Here is an 18251-nt window from a genome sequence, read left to right as displayed (position 1 = left end):
CCTCCTCAAAACATAAATGTCGCAAAAAAATAAATCAAGGCGCTATAGAAGGTGACAGGCAGGATAAAGCGCATCACCTTTGCGAACTGATCCACAAGATCGATAACACCCCAGCGCTCTAATATTCGTTCAATAATGGCAATTCCTAATACAATGCCTCCTATGATCAGAATGGTGGGATCAAGCATAGCCAATGGACTAAAAGGAACAAAGGAATAAGTTTTGAAGGGACGAGGTCTCGTAAGAGATGAGTGGAGGGTTAAAGGAAAGATATTTCGAAAGGTAAACCCTTTTGTTTTTCTCATGTTGGTACCTACTTTCATTCTTTTTATTTTTTCGCATTTCATGTATGGATTATTTCAGCTCACGGCATTCGGTCGCCCCCTTCGCCTCTTCGGCTCAGCTCCCTTACAGATTCCATGAAGGGCTTCACTAAGCGCATACAGCTTGTATTAACGCGGTAGCGATACTGAACTAGATACTGATTAGGTAATGAAGTTAAGATTCTTTAGATACTATGTAGCTATAGCAGTAAGCTTGCCTGTCCACTCAAAAGATAACAAAGAACCTTTACTGCAGTAGGGGATTAGTAAATGGTTATGTAAGAGGAGCTGGCTTTTTATATGCTGGGGGTTGGACTACTGGCTTTTATTTTTCATGAAATGGACAAGAGAGTAGGGGATGTCCCAAAGACTAAAGTAGAAAGTAATGTATCTTTAAAATAAAGTTTAATCAAAAACGTTCAGCAAACTCATATTCTACGGCACAAAAAAAGAATCCATTTTGAAAAAAGATTAATCAAAATAGATTCCCATCTTTTTGAATGAACATTCCTATTCATTCAACTCAACCAAAAGATTTATTATCATAAGACCAAAAAATACTTTTAAAACGATGCTTTATCCTGCTGCTCATCGTTTCGACCTTTACCATCCTTCATTTTAGTCTTTACGAATCCATCTCAGGTCTCTTTTTCATCCAGTTAGTGAATTAATCATAAAAGATTAAACGTATCGTACTGCTAGTTCTTGACTTCGCGAAAAATTCAGCTTGATCTCCATCAACAAAGCCACCAATACTATAGAAATACCCACATTTGCCTCGTGCTATATATTTTGCTCCTACATAATCATTATAACTTTCAGGATCGTACTCCCATAATTCGACTTTTACCTCACCAGCTGGACCCACGTAAGGATCCCTACAAATCTTATAATCTCCACCACCAGAGGCATAGACATGACTTTCAGCACCATAAGAATAAAGAGTTTCTTCTCCTAAGTAATCCCAGCCACTAGCAAATGCAGAAGAAGGGACCAACAACGCAGCTACCAATGCCAGGACACTTATTTTAAACTTTTTCATACTCATTCCTCCTTTCCCGTTTTGACTTAAAAAATATTATTCTCTATATGGTACCTGAACCCTTCCAAAATAGGCTGTATAACCCACTTCTGGATGACTTTTGTAGTACGACAGTACCGTACGATATCTCCCGGCCAAGTCAGATCAAGACAGTATGTTTTCTTTAATTATGGTTCCTCGTAGTGCTGCTGGTTCACTTGTTGGTGGAAGTCTCCAAACACAAGAAATGTTTGATTTTTGCTGCTCAACACGGCATTGCTCCTATGATTGAAGTAATTCGTGTCGATGAGATAGATGAAGTGTATGAGCACGTTATCGATTTGTTGTGGATATCTCTATGTTATAATTCTCAAAGATGCTTATTTAAGGAAAAAAGGATATAAAGTCATGCGGATCAGTGGCAGCAACATCGTAAATCGGATGCCTCACATTTTAAAAAGAGTGAAAACACGATTAAACTAACACGAAGGCGTAACATCCCTACTTATGAAATCAATAAAAAAGAACTGACAATTGAATGCCAGTTCTTTTTTATTGTATAAATATAGTCATTCTTCACATTCATAAATAAATAAGCCATTTACAAATGTTTCGCAGTTAGGAGCTAATTCAAAAATAAGTGTGTCTGTTCCCCATTCTAGATCCATATAAATTATAGGAGGATTATCTTTTGTATTCCGATAATCGAATGCAACCCACCAATGTCCTTCTCCACTCAATAGAAGAATATCTTTAGGTAAGTCCCATTCTTCTATATAATAATCACTAGTAGAATGCCTTCTTTTTCTATATTTGATTTTAAATATACTTAGATACTCTTCTTTATGCCACACTGTCGACATTCACGTAAGAAAACGCCACTTTTTACGGAACTTTTGAAGTAAGATGAATTGCAGTTGTCACATCGTCCACTTTTTTTATCTGGATATTCAGCGTAGTCATAAACTTTAGTGAGATCTATTTCTTGCTGCTCTTTCTCTTCCATTTTGATCACTCTTTTCTAGTTGACTCTTATTAGATTACCACAAATAGTGAAGTGAAATTATTTTATGTAAAACGAACATCAATTAGCTCACTTAACCTCATTTTATTCTTTAACTCAAATACTTCATCGATAAAAACAAACAAATTTCCCAGAGAATCAACAAATTGGATGAATCCCTTTTCTGTAATACATTGTCCCTTTTTGTAGTATGTAAGATAAACTTGTTTATTTGTATGTAAGGCTTCAATTAAGGTGAAATTGATTTCTTCCATTTGCTCTTCTGTTAAAAGAGGTTGAGGTACTTCTGCTTGCTTGTTTATAACTTCCTGCAATCCTGTGTATTGTTCGGGCATACTGGCGAATGGGCGCCATTTTTTCATTCCTCTATCGTTATTCATGATATCATCCTCCTTTAAGCTTTATGGCCGCCAATAAGACCATTTCGATAACGAGCTGTTGAATGATCCAGATAGCTTGAAGCCCGTAGAACACTATTCTTCCCATAACGCATCCGAATCTCATCAATCGTTTTGGTAAGAGCATAGGCTCTTTCACGCTGATCGATATCCTCAAATAAGCTCATTTGCTCCTCTTCTTCAATGCTCGTATTTGATAATGAAATCCCAATAGAACGAATGGGCATGCCACTATCAAAAGTATGTAAAATGGTTAAACAATAAGGGAAAATATCTTGGCTTAAGTTCGAAGCTCTCCCCATTTTCTTTTGTCTGGAGAATCCTCCACCTGTTTGTTTGCTGTAGCCAATGGATAAATGAATCGTTTGAGCCACTACGTGATGCATGCGTAAACGAAAGCAAACATCGTCCAATAGCTCTAATAGCAATAATTCCACTTCTTTTCGGCTTGTATAATCTCGAAAGAGAATCTGACTTTTCCCAAAGGAACGGGAACTAGGAATGTACACATCCGAAATACGACTAAAATCAATGCCATTTGCATGTTGGTGAAGTTCCTGTCCCATGATGCCAAATTCTTTTTGTAACATCTCCTTCGAAGAAAGAGCGAGTTCTTTTAGGGTATAGATGCCTAAACGGTTTAAGCGTCTTTCTGTAGCTGACGAGATCCCCCAGAAATCCTTCATTGGATGAATCACCATAACTTAAAGGGAATATCCTCATATCGCCAATACGCAACTCCTGTTGGGCTATTCTTGGCCTCATGATCTAAGCTAACCTTCGCCAGTAAGAGATTAGGACCGATTCCTGCGGTAGCTGTCAGTCTTGTTTTACGATAGATCTCATTAAGTATTCGATGAGCTAGCTCATCTGGTGTTCGGGCAAATAAATGCAAAGAAGCTGTCGCATCAATAAACAACTCATCAATGCTATATGCATGAAAGTCTTCAGGAGCAACATACTGTAACACCAAACTAGAAATATAGTTCGAAGCCTTGATGTATCTCTCCATGGATGGATTCACCACATGGATATCTTTCCTTTTAGGAATTTCAAAGAGGCGACTTCCTGTTTTAATCCCTTCTTTCTTTAATAAAGGTGTGGCAGCTAACACAACAGATCCTGACCGTTTGATATCTCCTACAACAGCAAGCCTTGTTTTCAACGGATCTAACCCTCGTATGACAGATGAAACCGAAGCGAAAAAGCTTTTCATGTCTATGCAAATAATGACTCTGTTTGGTAGCTGCCCATAATCCATTGGAATAACTCCTCAATAAAGAACGTTTGTTCTTTATTATATACGAACAAACGTTCTTTATTCAATGGAATATCATTCCTTTTCCCGATTATTGCTATCGTATTATGAAAAAACATTATATTTCCCTTAATAAAACTATATTTGGAGTATAAGGCCTATTAATTAAGAACTATAAAAATTTTATAAAGGAAAAAAGATGAAAAAAATAGGGTAAAAGATCATACGTGCATATATAATTAAAAATAAATAGCATTTAATTCGGAAAATTCTTTATTGCACATTTATAACCATATAATCAAATAGAAAGAAGGATAAGTTATATGCAGATGTCCACTCTAGATAAGTTAATTAAACAGAATGAATTCCCTATTGTTTTTATAGGATCAGGAATATCCAAAAGATATTTAGAAGATTATCCAAATTGGGAAGGGCTTTTAAGAGAGTTTTGGTCCCTAACTCAAGAGGATTCAAGTTTTTATGCTTATTTAAATAGGTTAAGAAGCTCAGTAGAAACACAACAAAATCAATTGAGCAAAAGTGAAATAAATTTTTTGACAAATGTAAAGATGGGGTCTACGTTAGAGAAAAAAATTAATCATTTGTTTTTTGAAGAAAAGTATCATATTAAAAATCTCGACCAAGAAGTAGCTTACCATCAATCCATATCTCCATTTAAAAAAGCATTAGCAAATAAGTTCTCAACTTATGAATTAAAGGAGAATATCTCTGAAGAATTTGAACAATTCAAAAAAATGCTAATAAAAGCCCAAATTATACTTACTACCAATTACGATACACTTATTGAAGACGCCTATAATAAAATAAGTAAATATGGCGTTAAAACTTACATTGGACAAAAAGGCTTCTTTCAACAGACTGTCGGATATGCAGAGCTGTATAAACTACATGGATGTGCAAGTGACCCCAATTCTATAATTATTGGAGAAGATGATTACCATAAATTTGATGAAAATTCCGTATTAATTAGTGCTAAGATAATATCCCTACTTTTAAATTCTCCTATTATCTTCTTAGGGTACTCACTTACAGATAGAAATGTGAGAAAAATTATAAAAGACTTTTCATCTTCATTAAGTGAAGATGAACGCTTAAAAATGGAAGAACGATTAATTGTTGTAGAACGGCATGAAGGAATGGATTCTATAGTGGAGGAGAGAATAAATGACAGTGAGCTAAATTGTTGTTTTACGCTTTTAAAAACAGACAACTTTATGAGTGTTTATAGAAAAATTTCGCAAATTAATCAAGGGGTTGCTCCTTCCGAGGTTAGGAAGTACCAACATGTTATTAGAGACTTAATAGTAGATAGAGGGAAAGAGGGGAGTTTAAATTCCCTTTTAATCGCACCTAATCAGTTAGACAATCTAGAAGAAGTGGTTGAAAATAGAAATCTAATTGTAGCATTAGGAGATAGTACAACAATATTTGCAATGCCTGATTTGATAACCTATGTACATAATTATATCTTTGAAGGAGATGAATTAAGTACTAGTACTATTTTAAGGTTTATTGCAACACAACACCCAACTTCGAGGCTCCCTTTTGTAAAGCATGTATCATATGATTCTATAGAGAAGAGCGATCTCTATCCATCTGAGAAAGAAAAACTTAAAAATCGTCTAGAGAAATATGGAGATTACAAGAGTCAGAAAGAAACTATAGCAAATTCTTACCGTATTGAAGCCACAACTATTGAAGAGATAAAATCAATGGATTTTACTCAAGAAAAAATATATGCAGTTATAGCTTATAATATGGATGTTATCGACCTTAGTAGTGTAGAGGAGTATATAAAAGGACAAGTAGCTGAGTTGAAAGAAAATGGCGAGTTAACAATTAGTACTGAATTGAGAAGATTAATGCTAATTTATGACCTTAAGAAAAATAAAAAACAGGAAGTCTCTACTCTTTGAAATATAGATTATATCAATATCTTATTCACACTATAGAGGGGGATACAATAATGGCTAAAAGGGTTTGTTTATTTTGCGGAAAGAATAATGCGATGTCAAATGAACATGTATTACCTCAATGGCTTCTTGAAGCTTTAGGTATTAGAAAAGATACTTTTAAAATGGTTCATTCTTATTTAACGATTGAATTAAATAAAAGACAGCATAACCTTGAAAATTTAGTGAATGGCCGTGTATGCAAAGAATGTAATAATGGTTGGATGAGTAGTTTAGAAAGTAGAGTGAAAGATATACTTCTAAATATTATTTATTTAAATGACATTAGTTTTATAAGACAACTTAATAATAATGATGATAGTATACGTGATGACCTCATTAAGTGGTGTTATAAAACAGCAATTGTTTTAAATAATGCCTCTAATTATAGAGAGTTGGTTCCTATAGAGCATTTTAGAACGTTTTTCTCAGAAAAGTCTATTCCTCATAATGTTACTATCAATATGGGATTATGTATGGAAAGTGATGTAACATGGGTGCAATCTCAACAACTTTTTATAATAAATAATGATGTTGATGTACAACAATTATTAAATGGAAACAGCTTAAAAAATTCATATAAAATTACTGTGCAAATAGGGCATTTCTTATTTAAAGTTATCTTTTTTCCTAAAAAACATTATATTGATTATTCGACTCCCATTATAGAATTGCATCCGGAGTACGGTCTGCATACCAATTCATCAGAAAAGAGGGAAGATGGCGATATTTTTTACAAAGATATTCATTCATTTGATTTTGAAGCTATCCATGTTCTTTAAAATGTAATATTAAATATATTATTTAAGGGAGGAAAAAACAATGCAATAGCTGATGGTACTGACATTTCATGTTATCTATTACCCTTGATTACCTATACGATGGAATTGGTGGATGATCCTTATGGTAATAGAAATTATAATAATACTATTGCTTGTATTGAAAGATGCGTACATATATTTGCAACTAAACAGAAATTTTAATCAAAAATCACTTTAAATATGAATAGTTTACAATCTACGAGTCTATATATTGACCAAAATTTAAAAATAGGGATATCTGCGCTGATCATTCCATGAATTATAAAAACATATAAAGTTGTTAGAGGAGATACATTATAAAGTATATCGAGAAAATATAGCGTTTCTTTTAACAACATAATGAACTAGAACAAGCTTAAATCTTCAGATCTTTATATGAAATAATTATTAAAGCATAAGAGAACTAAAAATCAATTCGAATTCAAATGTCTATTTTATTAAAAATTTTTATCAAAATAAAAGCATAATGAAAATATTATTTATGATCGGGGTAGAAAAAATGGCAATTCTTCACGATTACGATTTAATGCCACCACTTTATCAAAATATATACTTTACTGTAAGATTTTACAGCGGGAAGGATCTTCACAAATATGTATCTAAAGTTATCAGGGATATTGAAAAGAAACAAGGTAGTTCTAATCCAGTTTCTAAATCTGAGTTAGAATTGATTAAATCTCTTAGAGAATATAAATATAATACTACGGACATCCACCCTAATTATGGGAATTTTATGAATTATGTTAGCAAAACAAAAAAATCAACCAACGTTGCGACACGAAAAAGGATAAATGAAGTAGTAATAAGTACAGATTTTATATATGCATTCTCCAGGCAGGAAGTAAAGAAAATTAAGGAATTGTTTAAGACTATTAATGTAAATGAAATAATGGAAGAAACAGAATCTTTAGCTCTTGCTGAACAAAATCGTATTGCCACTTACCAAAAAGAAGCCCCAAAACGAAAAAGAATAGGTTCTGAAATTAATCGAGAATTAGCAAAAATTGCACCAACAATTATAGAGGAAGTAAATAATACGAAAAACTTCTTTACAAAGCTCCGATTTTACAAGAAAAAGATAGGATTTTTTCTTACTCCTCACATAGGTAAGGATGGAGAAGTACTTTCAGAATATCTAAAAAGGGCAATGAAAAGTGAACGTTTGTTCATTGATTTTGATGATGAAAATGATAATTACTTTGTTTGCTTTTCAGAGCATGCTGATTTAGCGTTCATGGATTTTCTTCTAAAGCAAAGATATCTTAAATCTTTAGAAGGCCTAAAGCTATTAGGTATACCAATTCATTTAATCATTTCTAACTGTAAATATAAGAATGTTGCTATATCTAAACCTGAATGGCATGAGATTCGTTTTAATACTTATTATGAATCTATAAAAAGTAGTAGCTTCGGAATTACATCTCAAACGGGAATTTATAATGAGGAATCAATTCGTTATGTAATTAATCAGTTAATGAAAGTAACTACGTTTGAATCTGAACTGCATTTAGCATGTTACCTACATTATAATTTTCAGTTACCTATGCGAAACTATGTAAATAAAAGAAAAGATTACTTTGAAAAAAACAATATCTCCTTATCAACTGACGAGTTTAATAAGAAAAGGGATGAGATATATCAGCAACTTGTTTCAAGTGGAGTTGCAAAAGTTAAATGGAAAAACGAAGTTGATTTATTTAAACTCGTGCTAAAACATTATCCTGATGCAATATATCAATATAGAACAGAATGGTTAGAAAAACAGTCTCTTGATATTTTTATCCCTAGTCTAAGAACAGCAATTGAATATCAAGGACAACAACATTATGAACCTATTGAATTTTTTGGAGGAAATGAAGCTTTTCTTTACCGTCAAAAATTAGATGACTTAAAAATGGAGAAATGCAAGAAAAACGGTGTAAGGCTGATTTATTGGGATTACCAGGACGTTATTTCAAAAACAAATTTAAATAGGAAAATAAATCAAGATTAAGTGTGAAATATTGTTAAAAGTTGTTATCTAGAATTATAGATGTAATAAATTAATGGAGGTATGTGAGGGCAAATAAATTGACCAATAATGCTTTTACTACTGAACAAGTAGAAAAATTAAAGAAGCAATCATTATAAAGAGACTTCTTATGAGCAGAGAACTAAGGCATTTGCATAGTGTGGAAACTTCATTCTTTCTCATTACAAACTTAAATGTATTCATTTTCACTAAAATTGTCCGTAAAAGTATGTGCATTTCGTAAGACGTTCGTAATTTATTTTAAAACTTAAATGAACGATAAAAATGATGGATTTTATATCTTTACAAAAAGTCCGTAAACGTATACTTTTACGGACTATAAAATTTTTTATTATATTTAATAAGTAGAGAAACGTCCTCAAAGGAGATTAACTTTAATTTTACATAGAACAAGAATAATTAATGCGAATTTCAGCGCTTTAAATTTTTTTGATTTTTACTATCATCGATCCTTCCAGATCCTGTTACCATAAACATTGTTATTGGAAAAAAAAGAAGGTTCCTTGTCGAATGTTAAGGAACCTTCTTTTTTTAATTATCTAAGTTTCTTTTCAACAATTTCTTCCTGAAGTTTTTCAATAAAGCTATCTAAATTGAAAGTTTCAGACTTTTCCTCTCCGTGCTTTCGTACATTTACGGAGTTGCTTTCCATTTCCTTATCTCCTAATACCAAAATATAAGGAACCTTCGCCACTTGAGCTTCTCGAATCTTATATCCGAGCTTTTGTTCTCGATTATCTAATTCTACTCGAATCCCTTTCTTTCCTAGAGCTTCTTTAATCTCTTGTGCATATTCCTGATGAACTTTTAGGGAAACTGGAATAACCTTTACCTGCACAGGTGCCAACCATGTTGGGAAGACGCCTCCAAAGTGCTCAATTAAAATGCCAAAGAAACGGTCAAGAGATCCAAAAATAGCACGGTGAATTACAACCGGACGCTGTTTTTCGTTCTTTTCGTTAATATAATTTAAATCAAATTTTTCTGGAAGCTGGAAGTCTAATTGAATCGTTGCACATTGATGACTTCTTTTTAAGGCATCTTTAATATGAAAATCGATTTTAGGACCATAAAATGCTCCGTCGCCTTCATTCAGTTTATAATCAAAGTTCAACTTTTTTAATACGTTTTCTAAAGAGCTTTCAGCAAGTTCCCATAAGCTATCTTCTCCCATTGAGTCTTCTGGTCGAGTTGAAAGTTCAATATCATATTCAAAACCAAATGTTTTGTAGATATAATCGACTAATTCAATGACCGATTTAATTTCACTTTCAATTTGTTCAGGAGTAACAAAGATATGAGCATCATCTTGACAAAACGTACGTACTCTTAATAATCCATTTAGAGCCCCACTGAATTCATGACGGTGAACTTGACCGAATTCTCCCATGCGAATTGGTAAATCTCTATAGGAATGGAGCTTATTTTTAAAGATAAGCATATGACCAGGACAGTTCATGGGCTTCAATGCAAATTTAGCGTTATCCACTTCTGAAAAATACATATTATCCTTATAATGATCCCAATGACCCGATTTTTCCCATAATTGTTGATTCATCATAAAAGGAGTACGTACTTCTTCATAATTATGCTTTTCTTGAACGGATCGTAGGAATTGCTCAAGCTGATTTTTAACCATTTGTCCTTTAGCTAAATAAAAAGGCATGCCAGGTGCTTCATCAGAAAACATAAATAATTCTAGTTCATTTCCTAATTTTCGATGATCTCTTTTAGCTGCCTCTTCTAAAAACAATACATACTCATTTAACTGTTTTTGAGAACGGAAAGCTACGCCATATACACGTTGTAACATTTGATTATCGCTGTTACCTCTCCAGTAAGCTCCCGAAACTTTTGTTAATTTAAACGCCTTAACCATTCCAGTAGAAGGTAGATGCGGGCCTCGACATAAATCGAAAAACTCCCCTTGTTTGTAAATCGTAACTGTTTCATTCATAGGAATATCACGTAATAACTCTAATTTCAACTTGTCGTTTATTTCGCTAAATATTTTTTCAGCTTCACTGCGTGTCACTTCAGTACGTTCAATAGGATGATTTTCATTAATAATCTTCTTCATTTCATGTTCAAGTTGTATTAACTCATTAGAAGCAATCGTTGTAGAAAGATCCATATCGTAATAAAATCCATCTTCAATAACTGGCCCTACACCTAATTTTACATTCTTATGTACTCTTTTTACTGCCTGAGCAAGTATGTGAGCTGTTGTATGCCTCATAATTTCTAGACCTTCGTCAGACTCTAATGTTAAGATTTCGATTTCTGCATCTTGATTAATAGATCGATGCAAGTCATATAATTCTCCATTTACTTTACCCGCAATGGCTTTCTTCTTTAGGCTAGAACTAATAGATTCTGCAATATCATGTAATGTAATACCTTTTGAAAACTCTTTCTCATTTCCATCTAAAAATCGAATTTGAATCAAATCTTTACTCATGATAACCTCTCCTATTTAAATAAAGTCAAAAAAAAACATACTAATCCCTAAGTAAGGGACGAGTATGTTTTCACACGTGGTACCACCCAAATTCCCATCAATATAAAAATATATCGATGGCTCTGGTGCTGTAACGTCGCAAACGTTATTAATTACTACTATTTCACTAATAAAGCTCCAAGGTGGTAAATTATTTCTCTTTCTTAAGGGCTCACAGCCAAAGACCCTATTCTCTGCAAAGAAGTGTAAAAATAATTCATGTCCTTTTCGTTGCTTAACTATTTATTTTTGAAAATAAAAAAACGCACTCATCCCTCTAACAGGGACGAGTGCGGTCGTGGTACCACCCTAATTTTATAAAACACTACAAGTGTCATATTCTCAAAAAGATAACGGATTTCCCGATTGCGGTTACTCTATCTACATATTTCCCCACAATAGCTCCAAGGTGGTAAATTATTTCTCTTTCTTAAGGGCTCACAGCCAAAGGCCCTATTCTCTGTAAAGAAATATAAAAATAATTCGTGTCCTTTTCAACGCTCACAATGTTTATTTCCAATAAATGAAATTATAATTTATATTATTTGTAAATGTCAATACTTAATTCTAAATATGTAATTAATTAGAATTAATTTCTGTTTTAAAAATATATCGAAATCCCCCCGCCAAATACAAATTTAAAGGAATGAATATATGTATAAAAGACAGCTTTTTTATACATTCTTTCTTTATCTATTCCTCTGAGAAAGCCTTTCATATTAAGGATGTATAAAAGGGTGCATAAAGAAGAAACAAGGCCCCATCTATAACCCTTCTCCCAAGAGGGTTCTTTTTGGTGCTTGGTTCCTTGAAGAGTATTTATGTAAACTAGCTTTGCATATGGTATACATAATAATTTTTCAGTATGGAAACTTCAGTTATTATTGGTAAACGTTTAGTTTTAGTAGTTCTTCTAAGTAATTAGATAATGATTTTAAATGGTTTCCAACGTAAGTATCTGTTTTAGATTCAATATTTTCTGCTGAAGGTACCATTGATAATTGAGCTGCGGAAATAATTTTATCAGGGTGATTAATTATAAGTCTATTTAATCCATTTGATACGGATTCTATATATTCTTCTTTCTTACCTTCCATAACAAGATTAAATGTATTTTCTAAGAGATAAGGTTCAACTTGAATGTTTTTCTTTTGTTTAGTTGCAAAGTTAATTAGTTGATTCATTGTACCTTCTACGGTGTTTGGATTAGTGAAGACTAAAATCTGGGGTTCATCTTTCTCACAGATTGAATGAAATAAAGGATCATCTATTTTAATAATAGGAATTGAGTAGGCAAGCTTATCTTCCTCGATATTAGCTGTAAAAAAAGTACATGTAATCAAAATAGCATCTACGTGGCAACTTGATATCCATTCTAACGTATTTTTAATTTTCTTTTGTGCCACTTCTTCTGTAAAATTCGAATCCATTTTAATACGATCTAAGCCTGGATCTACGAAATGAATTAATTCAATATTGTAAGGCTTTAGAGCCTTTTCGATATGTTCAATATTAGAATGATGAGCATGGAAACAACCTAATCTTTTTTTCATTCAATAACCACCTTAAGTATTTTAAATAACATAAATCAATTTTAACATAAAATGGTATATTTATATTATTTAACTGAAAGAATCTTATCAATAAATGCTCTGATTTTGGTTCTTATAATATTGATTACGTAAACTAGATTTGTAGATTGAAAATATGAGATAATATGGTAGATTTTATAGATAAAGGAGATAAATTCAAATGACAAAAGCGATAAACCTTTGGTCATTCGTTTTCTCATTGCTATGTGTCTGTCTAACTTTCATAGCTTTTGCTCATCCATCATTATTAAGCTTAAATTTTTATGTAGCAATTGTTGTATTTCTAGTTGGTATTATAGGTTTCTTTGGAGTACATAATTGGAAATCAGCTTTGAGAAGTGTTTTAACCATTATATTTAGTGCCTTATTAATTATAGTTACTGGATGGATTATCTTTGTTGGAAACCTTTTCTCATGATTAGTATGTGACTTAGAAATATAAAGATAGCAGAAAAGCCTTTAGTACCAATATAAAGGCTTTTTTGCTACCTAGAACACGTTTTATGTTAACTATCTTTGTATATGATATACAGCTTAAAAGCAGAAAAAAATACTGTTTGTTATAGAAACAATGCATCAAAATGAAAACAGCCCCAAGCGATGACTCCTCACTTGGGACGTGTTGTTAATAACATTAATGTTTTTTTCTTCTCACATGTCAACTGTCTAATTGACTTAAATAACATACGTATTACATTATAGCTTAGAACCTTGTTCAGCATCATTGGGCCTCTGCATCTTAACCGAACGCTTTCGAACTAAAACAAAATAGGAAAGAAACGCCAACAAGCTAGCACCAAAGATCGTAACGCCCATTGGAACACCCGTATAAGATCCTGCTATTCCAACAAGAGGTGCTGATAGCGATCCGAGTACAAATGGCAATAAGCCTAATAATGCGGAGGCGCTGCCCGCAATATGTCCTTGTGATTCAATGGCTAATGCAAAGGACGTCGTACCAATAATACTGATTGATGAGACAAAAAAGAAAATCGGGATCGCCACGGCAATTAATGGAGCTTTTAAAAGAAGAGCGATGAGTAGGATTGCTCCTGCTGCAATAGAAATTCCTAGCCCTATCTTTAAGAATGTCCGCTCTGAAATGTAATCGGCCAAGCGTCCAACCAACTGACTTCCAATAATCAAGCCTAAACCATTAACTCCAAAGAGTAGACTGAACTGTTGCGGAGAAACATGGTAAATATTTTGATAGACAAACGGAATACCAGATACATAGGCAAATATTCCAGCTGTCGTGAATCCTTGTGTGAATGCGTATCCCATGAATTCTCGCTCCTTAAATAAGGAACCAAAATTGCTCATGAGCTGTGGCAGATTACTAGGTACACGTTTTTCAGGTGGTAGCGTTTCTGGTAGTTTTAGAGAAACCATGAAGATTAATATAGCTCCAATACAAGCTAAAACAATAAAAACTCCATTCCACTTGGTAAACGAAAGAATGGCTCCTCCAGCAATTGGTGCAACGATTGGGCCGAGGTTACCGACTAATACAATTAAAGTAAAAAATTTGATCAGTTCCTTTCCACTGAAAAGGTCCCTGACAATAGCTCTTGAAACCACAAGTCCGCCTGCTGCGGAAAAACCCTGGACAAAACGAGCCACAATAAGGAAATAGATATTTGGTGAAAACGAGCAAGTTAAAGAAGCTAATAAGTATACGCAAAGAAATAATAGTAAAGGTTTACGACGGCCTTTCACATCACTCAATGGGCCAATAAATAATTGTCCTGCTCCCAATCCTAATAAGCATGCTGTCAAACTAATTTGTACGAGTGATGCCGTAGTATGAAAATCTTTTACGATTGTGGGGAAGGAAGGTAAATACGTATCAATTGTAAAAGGGCCTAAGAGTCCAAGTGATCCCAAAAGTATCGCAAGTTGAATTCTTTTTTTTCCACTAAGTGTATTCAATTTTTCCTCGCCTTTCTATATAGTTTGTATTTCATTTCACTACAGAAATGTAGGCTACAAGCTCCCATCCTACATTAAGCACAAAGGGACCAAAATGTAGATTTAATTCGATACCCGAAAATACATAGTTCTGATTATAACCTGTTATCATTTTGGGGTAAACAATTAAAAAAACACCATGAGAATGTTTTTATGGGAGAAAGTATGGGGCTCGTGCCGATTTGGTCAGTTGTTGCAAGTGACGATGATTGGGATGAATATGAAGGACTATATACTATGTCTATGGAAAAATATTGTTATGAAAAACCCGAACGCCCCTGATTGTGACAGTAGGTTAAATAAAATTAGGTCTTGGAAACGTACTTACCTTACATGGGGTAGAGATACTTTAGGATTTGGACTTTATCTTTTTCAAAATCAATAAATTTCAAAAGAACCTGAGATACCTTCCATTATGGAACAAGGAATTTCAGGTTTTATATTTTCTGTAATCCACATTATGATAACTAAATATTTATACATATTTCTTTCATCAACTCACAAGCTAAATACTCCTTTTAATAGAGGTTCCGAAAAGATCTATTATGTAAACTGATTTTGTATGTCATATTCACCTTGAAAGATTTAAAATTAGATTATAGAGGTGATAATAATGTATGAATTCCTAGGAGAAGAAATAAAAAAAATATATCAAGATGATAATAAGAAATTACGAACACAAACAGTAATGTATGGGAAGCTCGAACATAGATGGCATACGTATCTACATCCTGGTTTGACAAAGGAAGAGATAGAAGAGTTTGAGCCAAGGGTAGGAACTAGCTTTCCTTCAGCATATAAAGAATTTCTTTCTTTCTACAATGGTTGTTATTTATTTGATTTATTAAGAATGGGTGGAAAAGAACTAGAAAGTTATAAAGGTCTAACTATTGAAGAACAGGTACGTTCTACTGTTGATGTAGAGGATATTCAAGAGATACATTTGAGAAAACGTACGCCTAAAGAGCATTTCATTTTTGCGGATTCTTTAGTGAAAAATACTTATTATGTAATGAGTAAAGATGAAAAGGTATTAGAAGTTGATTGCAAAACAAAAAAAGTAATAGAAAGCTATGATACTCTTAAAGATTTTATTGTCCAGATAGTTCAAGAAGGTAAAGATAATATAGCTAATGAGATATATTTTGAATTTAGATAATTACACATTTTAATTTAAAGAGAACCTTTTATATACTGGTTCTCTTTTTTCTACCGATAATGTTGATTATGTTAACTTTGAGCTTTTGTAATATACGTTTTTACTGAAGGTGGTTGGTATGTATTAAATTGATCAAGTAACCCCTGTGGTTCTGTATCTACAAGAGCCATCGAACGATACTTTTCCTGTAAAAACTGTTCTTCCGTCATATGATTAAATAATGATACAAGTGGTGTGTAATAGTTATTAATGTTTAAAAGTCCGCATGGCTTCTGGTGTAAGCCTAACTGAGCCCATGTGAAAATTTCAAAGAATTCCTCTAATGTACCTGGGCCACCTGGTAATGCAATAAATCCATCCACTAGTTCTGCCATCTTGGCTTTTCTTTCATGCATAGATTCGACAACCATAAGTTCTGATAAGTTTTTATGAGAAATTTCTCTTTCTTCAAGGAAGCTCGGCATAACCCCAATTACATGGCCACCTTCTTCTAAAACGGCATCGGCAACAGCACCCATTACACCGACACTTGCGCCTCCATATACAAGCGTAATATTACGCTTAGCAAGCTCTCTTCCTAGAGCTTTTGCTCCTTCAATATAAAGATCAGATGCCCCGTTACTTGAACCACAAAATACAGCTAGTCTTTTCAAAAGTATCCCCTCCTAAGTAAATCACCGTTAATGATTATACATAATAATGGATCATTTGTTAAACTTAGGTTGATCTTTAAAAATGAAAGGTGGAACCAATCAATGGATGTAACAGAATTTCAACGATGGGTGAAGGACTACTATAAGATGAGAGGTTGGTCGGACTTAGATATTTTTGTTCGAATTGGCTTTCTGGCTGAAGAAACAGGTGAAGTAGCACGAGCTATTAGAGCTTTAGAGATTGGGAGAGATAGACCAGATGAAGTAGCTGGTACTTCAGAAGAAAACAAGAGAGAATTGACGGAAGAGCTAGGAGATGTGTTAGGCAACTTAATTGTGATTGCCAATAAGTATGATATTCCTCTAGAAGAGATCTTTCAATCCCATAAGGATAAACTTGCAGAGCGTTATTCTAGTTAAGGACTAGGAGCTACATACTAATAAGCGATACGATATATTAAGCAAAATACATATTAACAATGGGGAGACCGCATATTTGGTCTCTCTTTTAGCATTTAATTCCTATAAGCAGTTTTATGTTAACTAAGGATGTGTATCATATACATCTAAAAAAGAAAAACCCACCTGATTTGTCAGAGGTGGGCTTTTCTTTTAGCTAAATATTAAGGGTGTAATTGCTTGTTACTTACATATCATTTAATATTTTTGTAGATATTTATTATAACCTATCAAATCATTATGAGAAAGCAAAAAAATAAAAACGGTTACTAAACATTAAAACTAAAAGGTGTCTTTTCTATTTCATACCGATAATACCTGTTATGGTAACTAGATTTGTAAAGCATATAAAATATAAGGATCACTCTTCATATTCAACCTCAGCCCCTTTAATATTTTTGGGAAAAGAATTAATAATTGAATTAGTTGAAGAAAATAAATCGTCATTAGATAGGGAAACAACAGATGCACCATCGTAAAAAATCCAAAACATTGTGCAATCTTTTCGTAATGTAACAATAGGCATTTGAACTTTTCTTCTTCCAAATAAGGTTTTCATATCCCGTTTTTCAAAGCTAAATAAATCTTCTGACAGAGACCAAGCAGCAAAGCAATTCATACTTCCTTGGCTATATAAAAAAGGCATAACGACTTTAAATTGTGTATAATTTTCAATTTTAGCTTTAATAAAAGTCTCTCTGTCTATTTTTAGTTTTACATATTCAATATTAGCAGATGAAAATACATCATCTATTTCTTCTGCATCATAGCTTATATATGTAAAAAGGGTATATACCGGAAACCTGTTTAACTCTTTCATCCAGTTATTGATAAAGGTTTCTATGTCTACATCATGACCTTCATACTCTACAATGTAAGGTGCATCCCCATCTATTCCGAAGGGAAACAAACCACCCCATGAGGGAATATCACTTATGTAGCTTTTGGAAAGAAACCCTACTTCAATATCCATTATATATTCTCCTCCAATACCTAAAGTGTATTTTAAGTATAATTATAATCGATATGTAAATAAGTTCCTATAAGCCGTTTTATGTTAACTTATA

16 protein-coding genes, 2 pseudogenes and 2 other annotated features are annotated in these 18251 nt (G+C 33.1%); of the genes and pseudogenes, 7 read left to right on the top strand and 11 right to left on the bottom strand.

The genetic code is table 11. The annotated features are described in order from the left end of the window. Window positions 1-5: 5 nt before the first annotated feature. Window positions 6-305, bottom strand: coding sequence for a hypothetical protein (locus tag LAV82_RS25930; RefSeq protein WP_499717235.1), 300 nt, complete (start codon window positions 303-305; stop codon window positions 6-8). A gap of 685 nt (window positions 306-990) precedes the next feature. After that, window positions 991-1365 carry a YndA family protein gene (locus LAV82_RS25925; protein ID WP_162213481.1) on the bottom strand — a complete coding sequence of 125 codons (375 nt, stop codon included), beginning with the start codon at window positions 1363-1365 and terminating at the stop codon, window positions 991-993. A 130-nt stretch (window positions 1366-1495) separates the two neighbouring features. Between LAV82_RS25925 and LAV82_RS25920 the strand changes: the two are divergent. Further along, a pseudogene (locus tag LAV82_RS25920) lies at window positions 1496-1711 on the top strand (alcohol dehydrogenase); the annotation flags it as partial. 202 nt (window positions 1712-1913) lie between these two features. Here LAV82_RS25920 and LAV82_RS25915 read toward each other — a convergent pair. From LAV82_RS25915 to LAV82_RS25900, 4 genes and pseudogenes are all read right to left on the bottom strand, one after another. After that, window positions 1914-2198: an SMI1/KNR4 family protein gene (locus LAV82_RS25915; protein WP_499717234.1), complete on the bottom strand. Its 285-nt coding sequence runs from the start codon at window positions 2196-2198 to the stop codon at window positions 1914-1916. Further along, window positions 2174-2350 (bottom strand): DUF8096 family protein, encoded by a 177-nt coding sequence (locus LAV82_RS25910; protein WP_499717233.1) that lies wholly within the window; start codon window positions 2348-2350, stop codon window positions 2174-2176. The genes LAV82_RS25915 and LAV82_RS25910 overlap by 25 nt, the downstream gene beginning before the upstream one ends. Before the next feature lie 62 nt (window positions 2351-2412). Continuing rightward, on the bottom strand, window positions 2413-2748 hold the full coding sequence (locus LAV82_RS25905; protein WP_499717232.1) for a YolD-like family protein: 336 nt from the start codon (window positions 2746-2748) through the stop codon (window positions 2413-2415). A gap of 14 nt (window positions 2749-2762) precedes the next feature. Further along, window positions 2763-4027 (bottom strand): annotated as a pseudogene (locus LAV82_RS25900) (Y-family DNA polymerase). 320 nt (window positions 4028-4347) lie between these two features. Between LAV82_RS25900 and LAV82_RS25895 the strand changes: the two are divergent. The 3 genes from LAV82_RS25895 (at window position 4348) to LAV82_RS25885 (ending at window position 8811) form a co-directional block, all read left to right on the top strand. Beyond that, window positions 4348-5961: an SIR2 family protein gene (locus LAV82_RS25895; protein ID WP_499717231.1), complete on the top strand. Its 1614-nt coding sequence runs from the start codon at window positions 4348-4350 to the stop codon at window positions 5959-5961. Window positions 5962-6011: 50 nt separating this feature from the next. Then, window positions 6012-6779, top strand: a complete 768-nt coding sequence (locus LAV82_RS25890) for a hypothetical protein (RefSeq protein ID WP_499717230.1) — start codon at window positions 6012-6014, stop codon at window positions 6777-6779. A 538-nt stretch (window positions 6780-7317) separates the two neighbouring features. After that, window positions 7318-8811: a hypothetical protein gene (locus LAV82_RS25885; protein ID WP_499717229.1), complete on the top strand. Its 1494-nt coding sequence runs from the start codon at window positions 7318-7320 to the stop codon at window positions 8809-8811. A 574-nt stretch (window positions 8812-9385) separates the two neighbouring features. On the opposite strand, the gene thrS is transcribed toward LAV82_RS25885, so the two are convergent. Both thrS and LAV82_RS25875 read right to left on the bottom strand, forming a co-directional pair. After that, window positions 9386-11311 (bottom strand): threonine--tRNA ligase, encoded by a 1926-nt coding sequence (gene thrS / locus LAV82_RS25880; protein WP_499717228.1) that lies wholly within the window; start codon window positions 11309-11311, stop codon window positions 9386-9388. A 51-nt stretch (window positions 11312-11362) separates the two neighbouring features. Further along, window positions 11363-11591: a binding site (T-box leader), on the bottom strand. 38 nt (window positions 11592-11629) lie between these two features. Next, window positions 11630-11857 (bottom strand) — a binding site (T-box leader). Between the two features lie 374 nt (window positions 11858-12231). Continuing rightward, window positions 12232-12903 (bottom strand): hypothetical protein, encoded by a 672-nt coding sequence (locus LAV82_RS25875; RefSeq protein ID WP_499717227.1) that lies wholly within the window; start codon window positions 12901-12903, stop codon window positions 12232-12234. 199 nt (window positions 12904-13102) lie between these two features. Here LAV82_RS25875 and LAV82_RS25870 point away from each other — a divergent pair, with 199 nt between their 5' ends. Continuing rightward, a complete protein-coding gene (locus tag LAV82_RS25870) occupies window positions 13103-13360 on the top strand; it encodes a hypothetical protein (protein WP_499717226.1) in 258 nt (85 codons plus the stop codon). Window positions 13361-13638: 278 nt separating this feature from the next. On the opposite strand, the gene LAV82_RS25865 is transcribed toward LAV82_RS25870, so the two are convergent. Further along, a complete protein-coding gene (locus LAV82_RS25865; RefSeq protein ID WP_274158009.1) occupies window positions 13639-14874 on the bottom strand; it encodes a Bcr/CflA family multidrug efflux MFS transporter in 1236 nt (411 codons plus the stop codon). A 652-nt stretch (window positions 14875-15526) separates the two neighbouring features. On the opposite strand from LAV82_RS25865, the gene LAV82_RS25860 reads away from it, so the two are divergent. Then, window positions 15527-16072, top strand: coding sequence for an SMI1/KNR4 family protein (locus tag LAV82_RS25860; RefSeq protein WP_499717225.1), 546 nt, complete (start codon window positions 15527-15529; stop codon window positions 16070-16072). 71 nt (window positions 16073-16143) lie between these two features. On the opposite strand, the gene LAV82_RS25855 is transcribed toward LAV82_RS25860, so the two are convergent. Further along, window positions 16144-16725, bottom strand: a complete 582-nt coding sequence (locus LAV82_RS25855; RefSeq protein WP_499717224.1) for an LOG family protein — start codon at window positions 16723-16725, stop codon at window positions 16144-16146. A gap of 102 nt (window positions 16726-16827) precedes the next feature. Here LAV82_RS25855 and LAV82_RS25850 point away from each other — a divergent pair, with 102 nt between their 5' ends. Next, entirely contained in the window at window positions 16828-17145 is a 318-nt protein-coding gene (locus tag LAV82_RS25850; RefSeq protein WP_098526836.1) for a MazG nucleotide pyrophosphohydrolase domain-containing protein, read from the top strand. A 400-nt stretch (window positions 17146-17545) separates the two neighbouring features. On the opposite strand, the gene LAV82_RS25845 is transcribed toward LAV82_RS25850, so the two are convergent. After that, window positions 17546-18157, bottom strand: coding sequence for a hypothetical protein (locus LAV82_RS25845; protein WP_499717223.1), 612 nt, complete (start codon window positions 18155-18157; stop codon window positions 17546-17548). Window positions 18158-18251 lie beyond the last annotated feature (94 nt).

Source organism: Bacillus sp. ILBB4, from assembly GCF_035064545.1.
Lineage (GTDB): Bacteria > Bacillota > Bacilli > Bacillales > Bacillaceae_H > Priestia.
This window is presented reverse-complemented; position numbering and strand designations above follow the sequence as displayed.

What these genes read in the sequence shown, in the direction of transcription:
- LAV82_RS25930 (WP_499717235.1), bottom strand. Translation starts at nt 305, where the DNA reads ATGAGAAAAACAAAAGGGTTTACCTTTCGAAATATCTTTCCTTTAACC.
- LAV82_RS25925 (WP_162213481.1), bottom strand. Translation starts at nt 1,365, where the DNA reads ATGAAAAAGTTTAAAATAAGTGTCCTGGCATTGGTAGCTGCGTTGTTG.
- LAV82_RS25910 (WP_499717233.1), bottom strand. Translation starts at nt 2,350, where the DNA reads ATGGAAGAGAAAGAGCAGCAAGAAATAGATCTCACTAAAGTTTATGAC.
- LAV82_RS25905 (WP_499717232.1), bottom strand. Translation starts at nt 2,748, where the DNA reads ATGAATAACGATAGAGGAATGAAAAAATGGCGCCCATTCGCCAGTATG.
- LAV82_RS25895 (WP_499717231.1), top strand. Translation starts at nt 4,348, where the DNA reads ATGCAGATGTCCACTCTAGATAAGTTAATTAAACAGAATGAATTCCCT.
- LAV82_RS25890 (WP_499717230.1), top strand. Translation starts at nt 6,012, where the DNA reads ATGGCTAAAAGGGTTTGTTTATTTTGCGGAAAGAATAATGCGATGTCA.
- LAV82_RS25885 (WP_499717229.1), top strand. Translation starts at nt 7,318, where the DNA reads ATGGCAATTCTTCACGATTACGATTTAATGCCACCACTTTATCAAAAT.
- thrS (WP_499717228.1), bottom strand. Translation starts at nt 11,311, where the DNA reads ATGAGTAAAGATTTGATTCAAATTCGATTTTTAGATGGAAATGAGAAA.
- LAV82_RS25875 (WP_499717227.1), bottom strand. Translation starts at nt 12,903, where the DNA reads ATGAAAAAAAGATTAGGTTGTTTCCATGCTCATCATTCTAATATTGAA.
- LAV82_RS25870 (WP_499717226.1), top strand. Translation starts at nt 13,103, where the DNA reads ATGACAAAAGCGATAAACCTTTGGTCATTCGTTTTCTCATTGCTATGT.
- LAV82_RS25860 (WP_499717225.1), top strand. Translation starts at nt 15,527, where the DNA reads ATGTATGAATTCCTAGGAGAAGAAATAAAAAAAATATATCAAGATGAT.
- LAV82_RS25850 (WP_098526836.1), top strand. Translation starts at nt 16,828, where the DNA reads ATGGATGTAACAGAATTTCAACGATGGGTGAAGGACTACTATAAGATG.
- LAV82_RS25845 (WP_499717223.1), bottom strand. Translation starts at nt 18,157, where the DNA reads ATGGATATTGAAGTAGGGTTTCTTTCCAAAAGCTACATAAGTGATATT.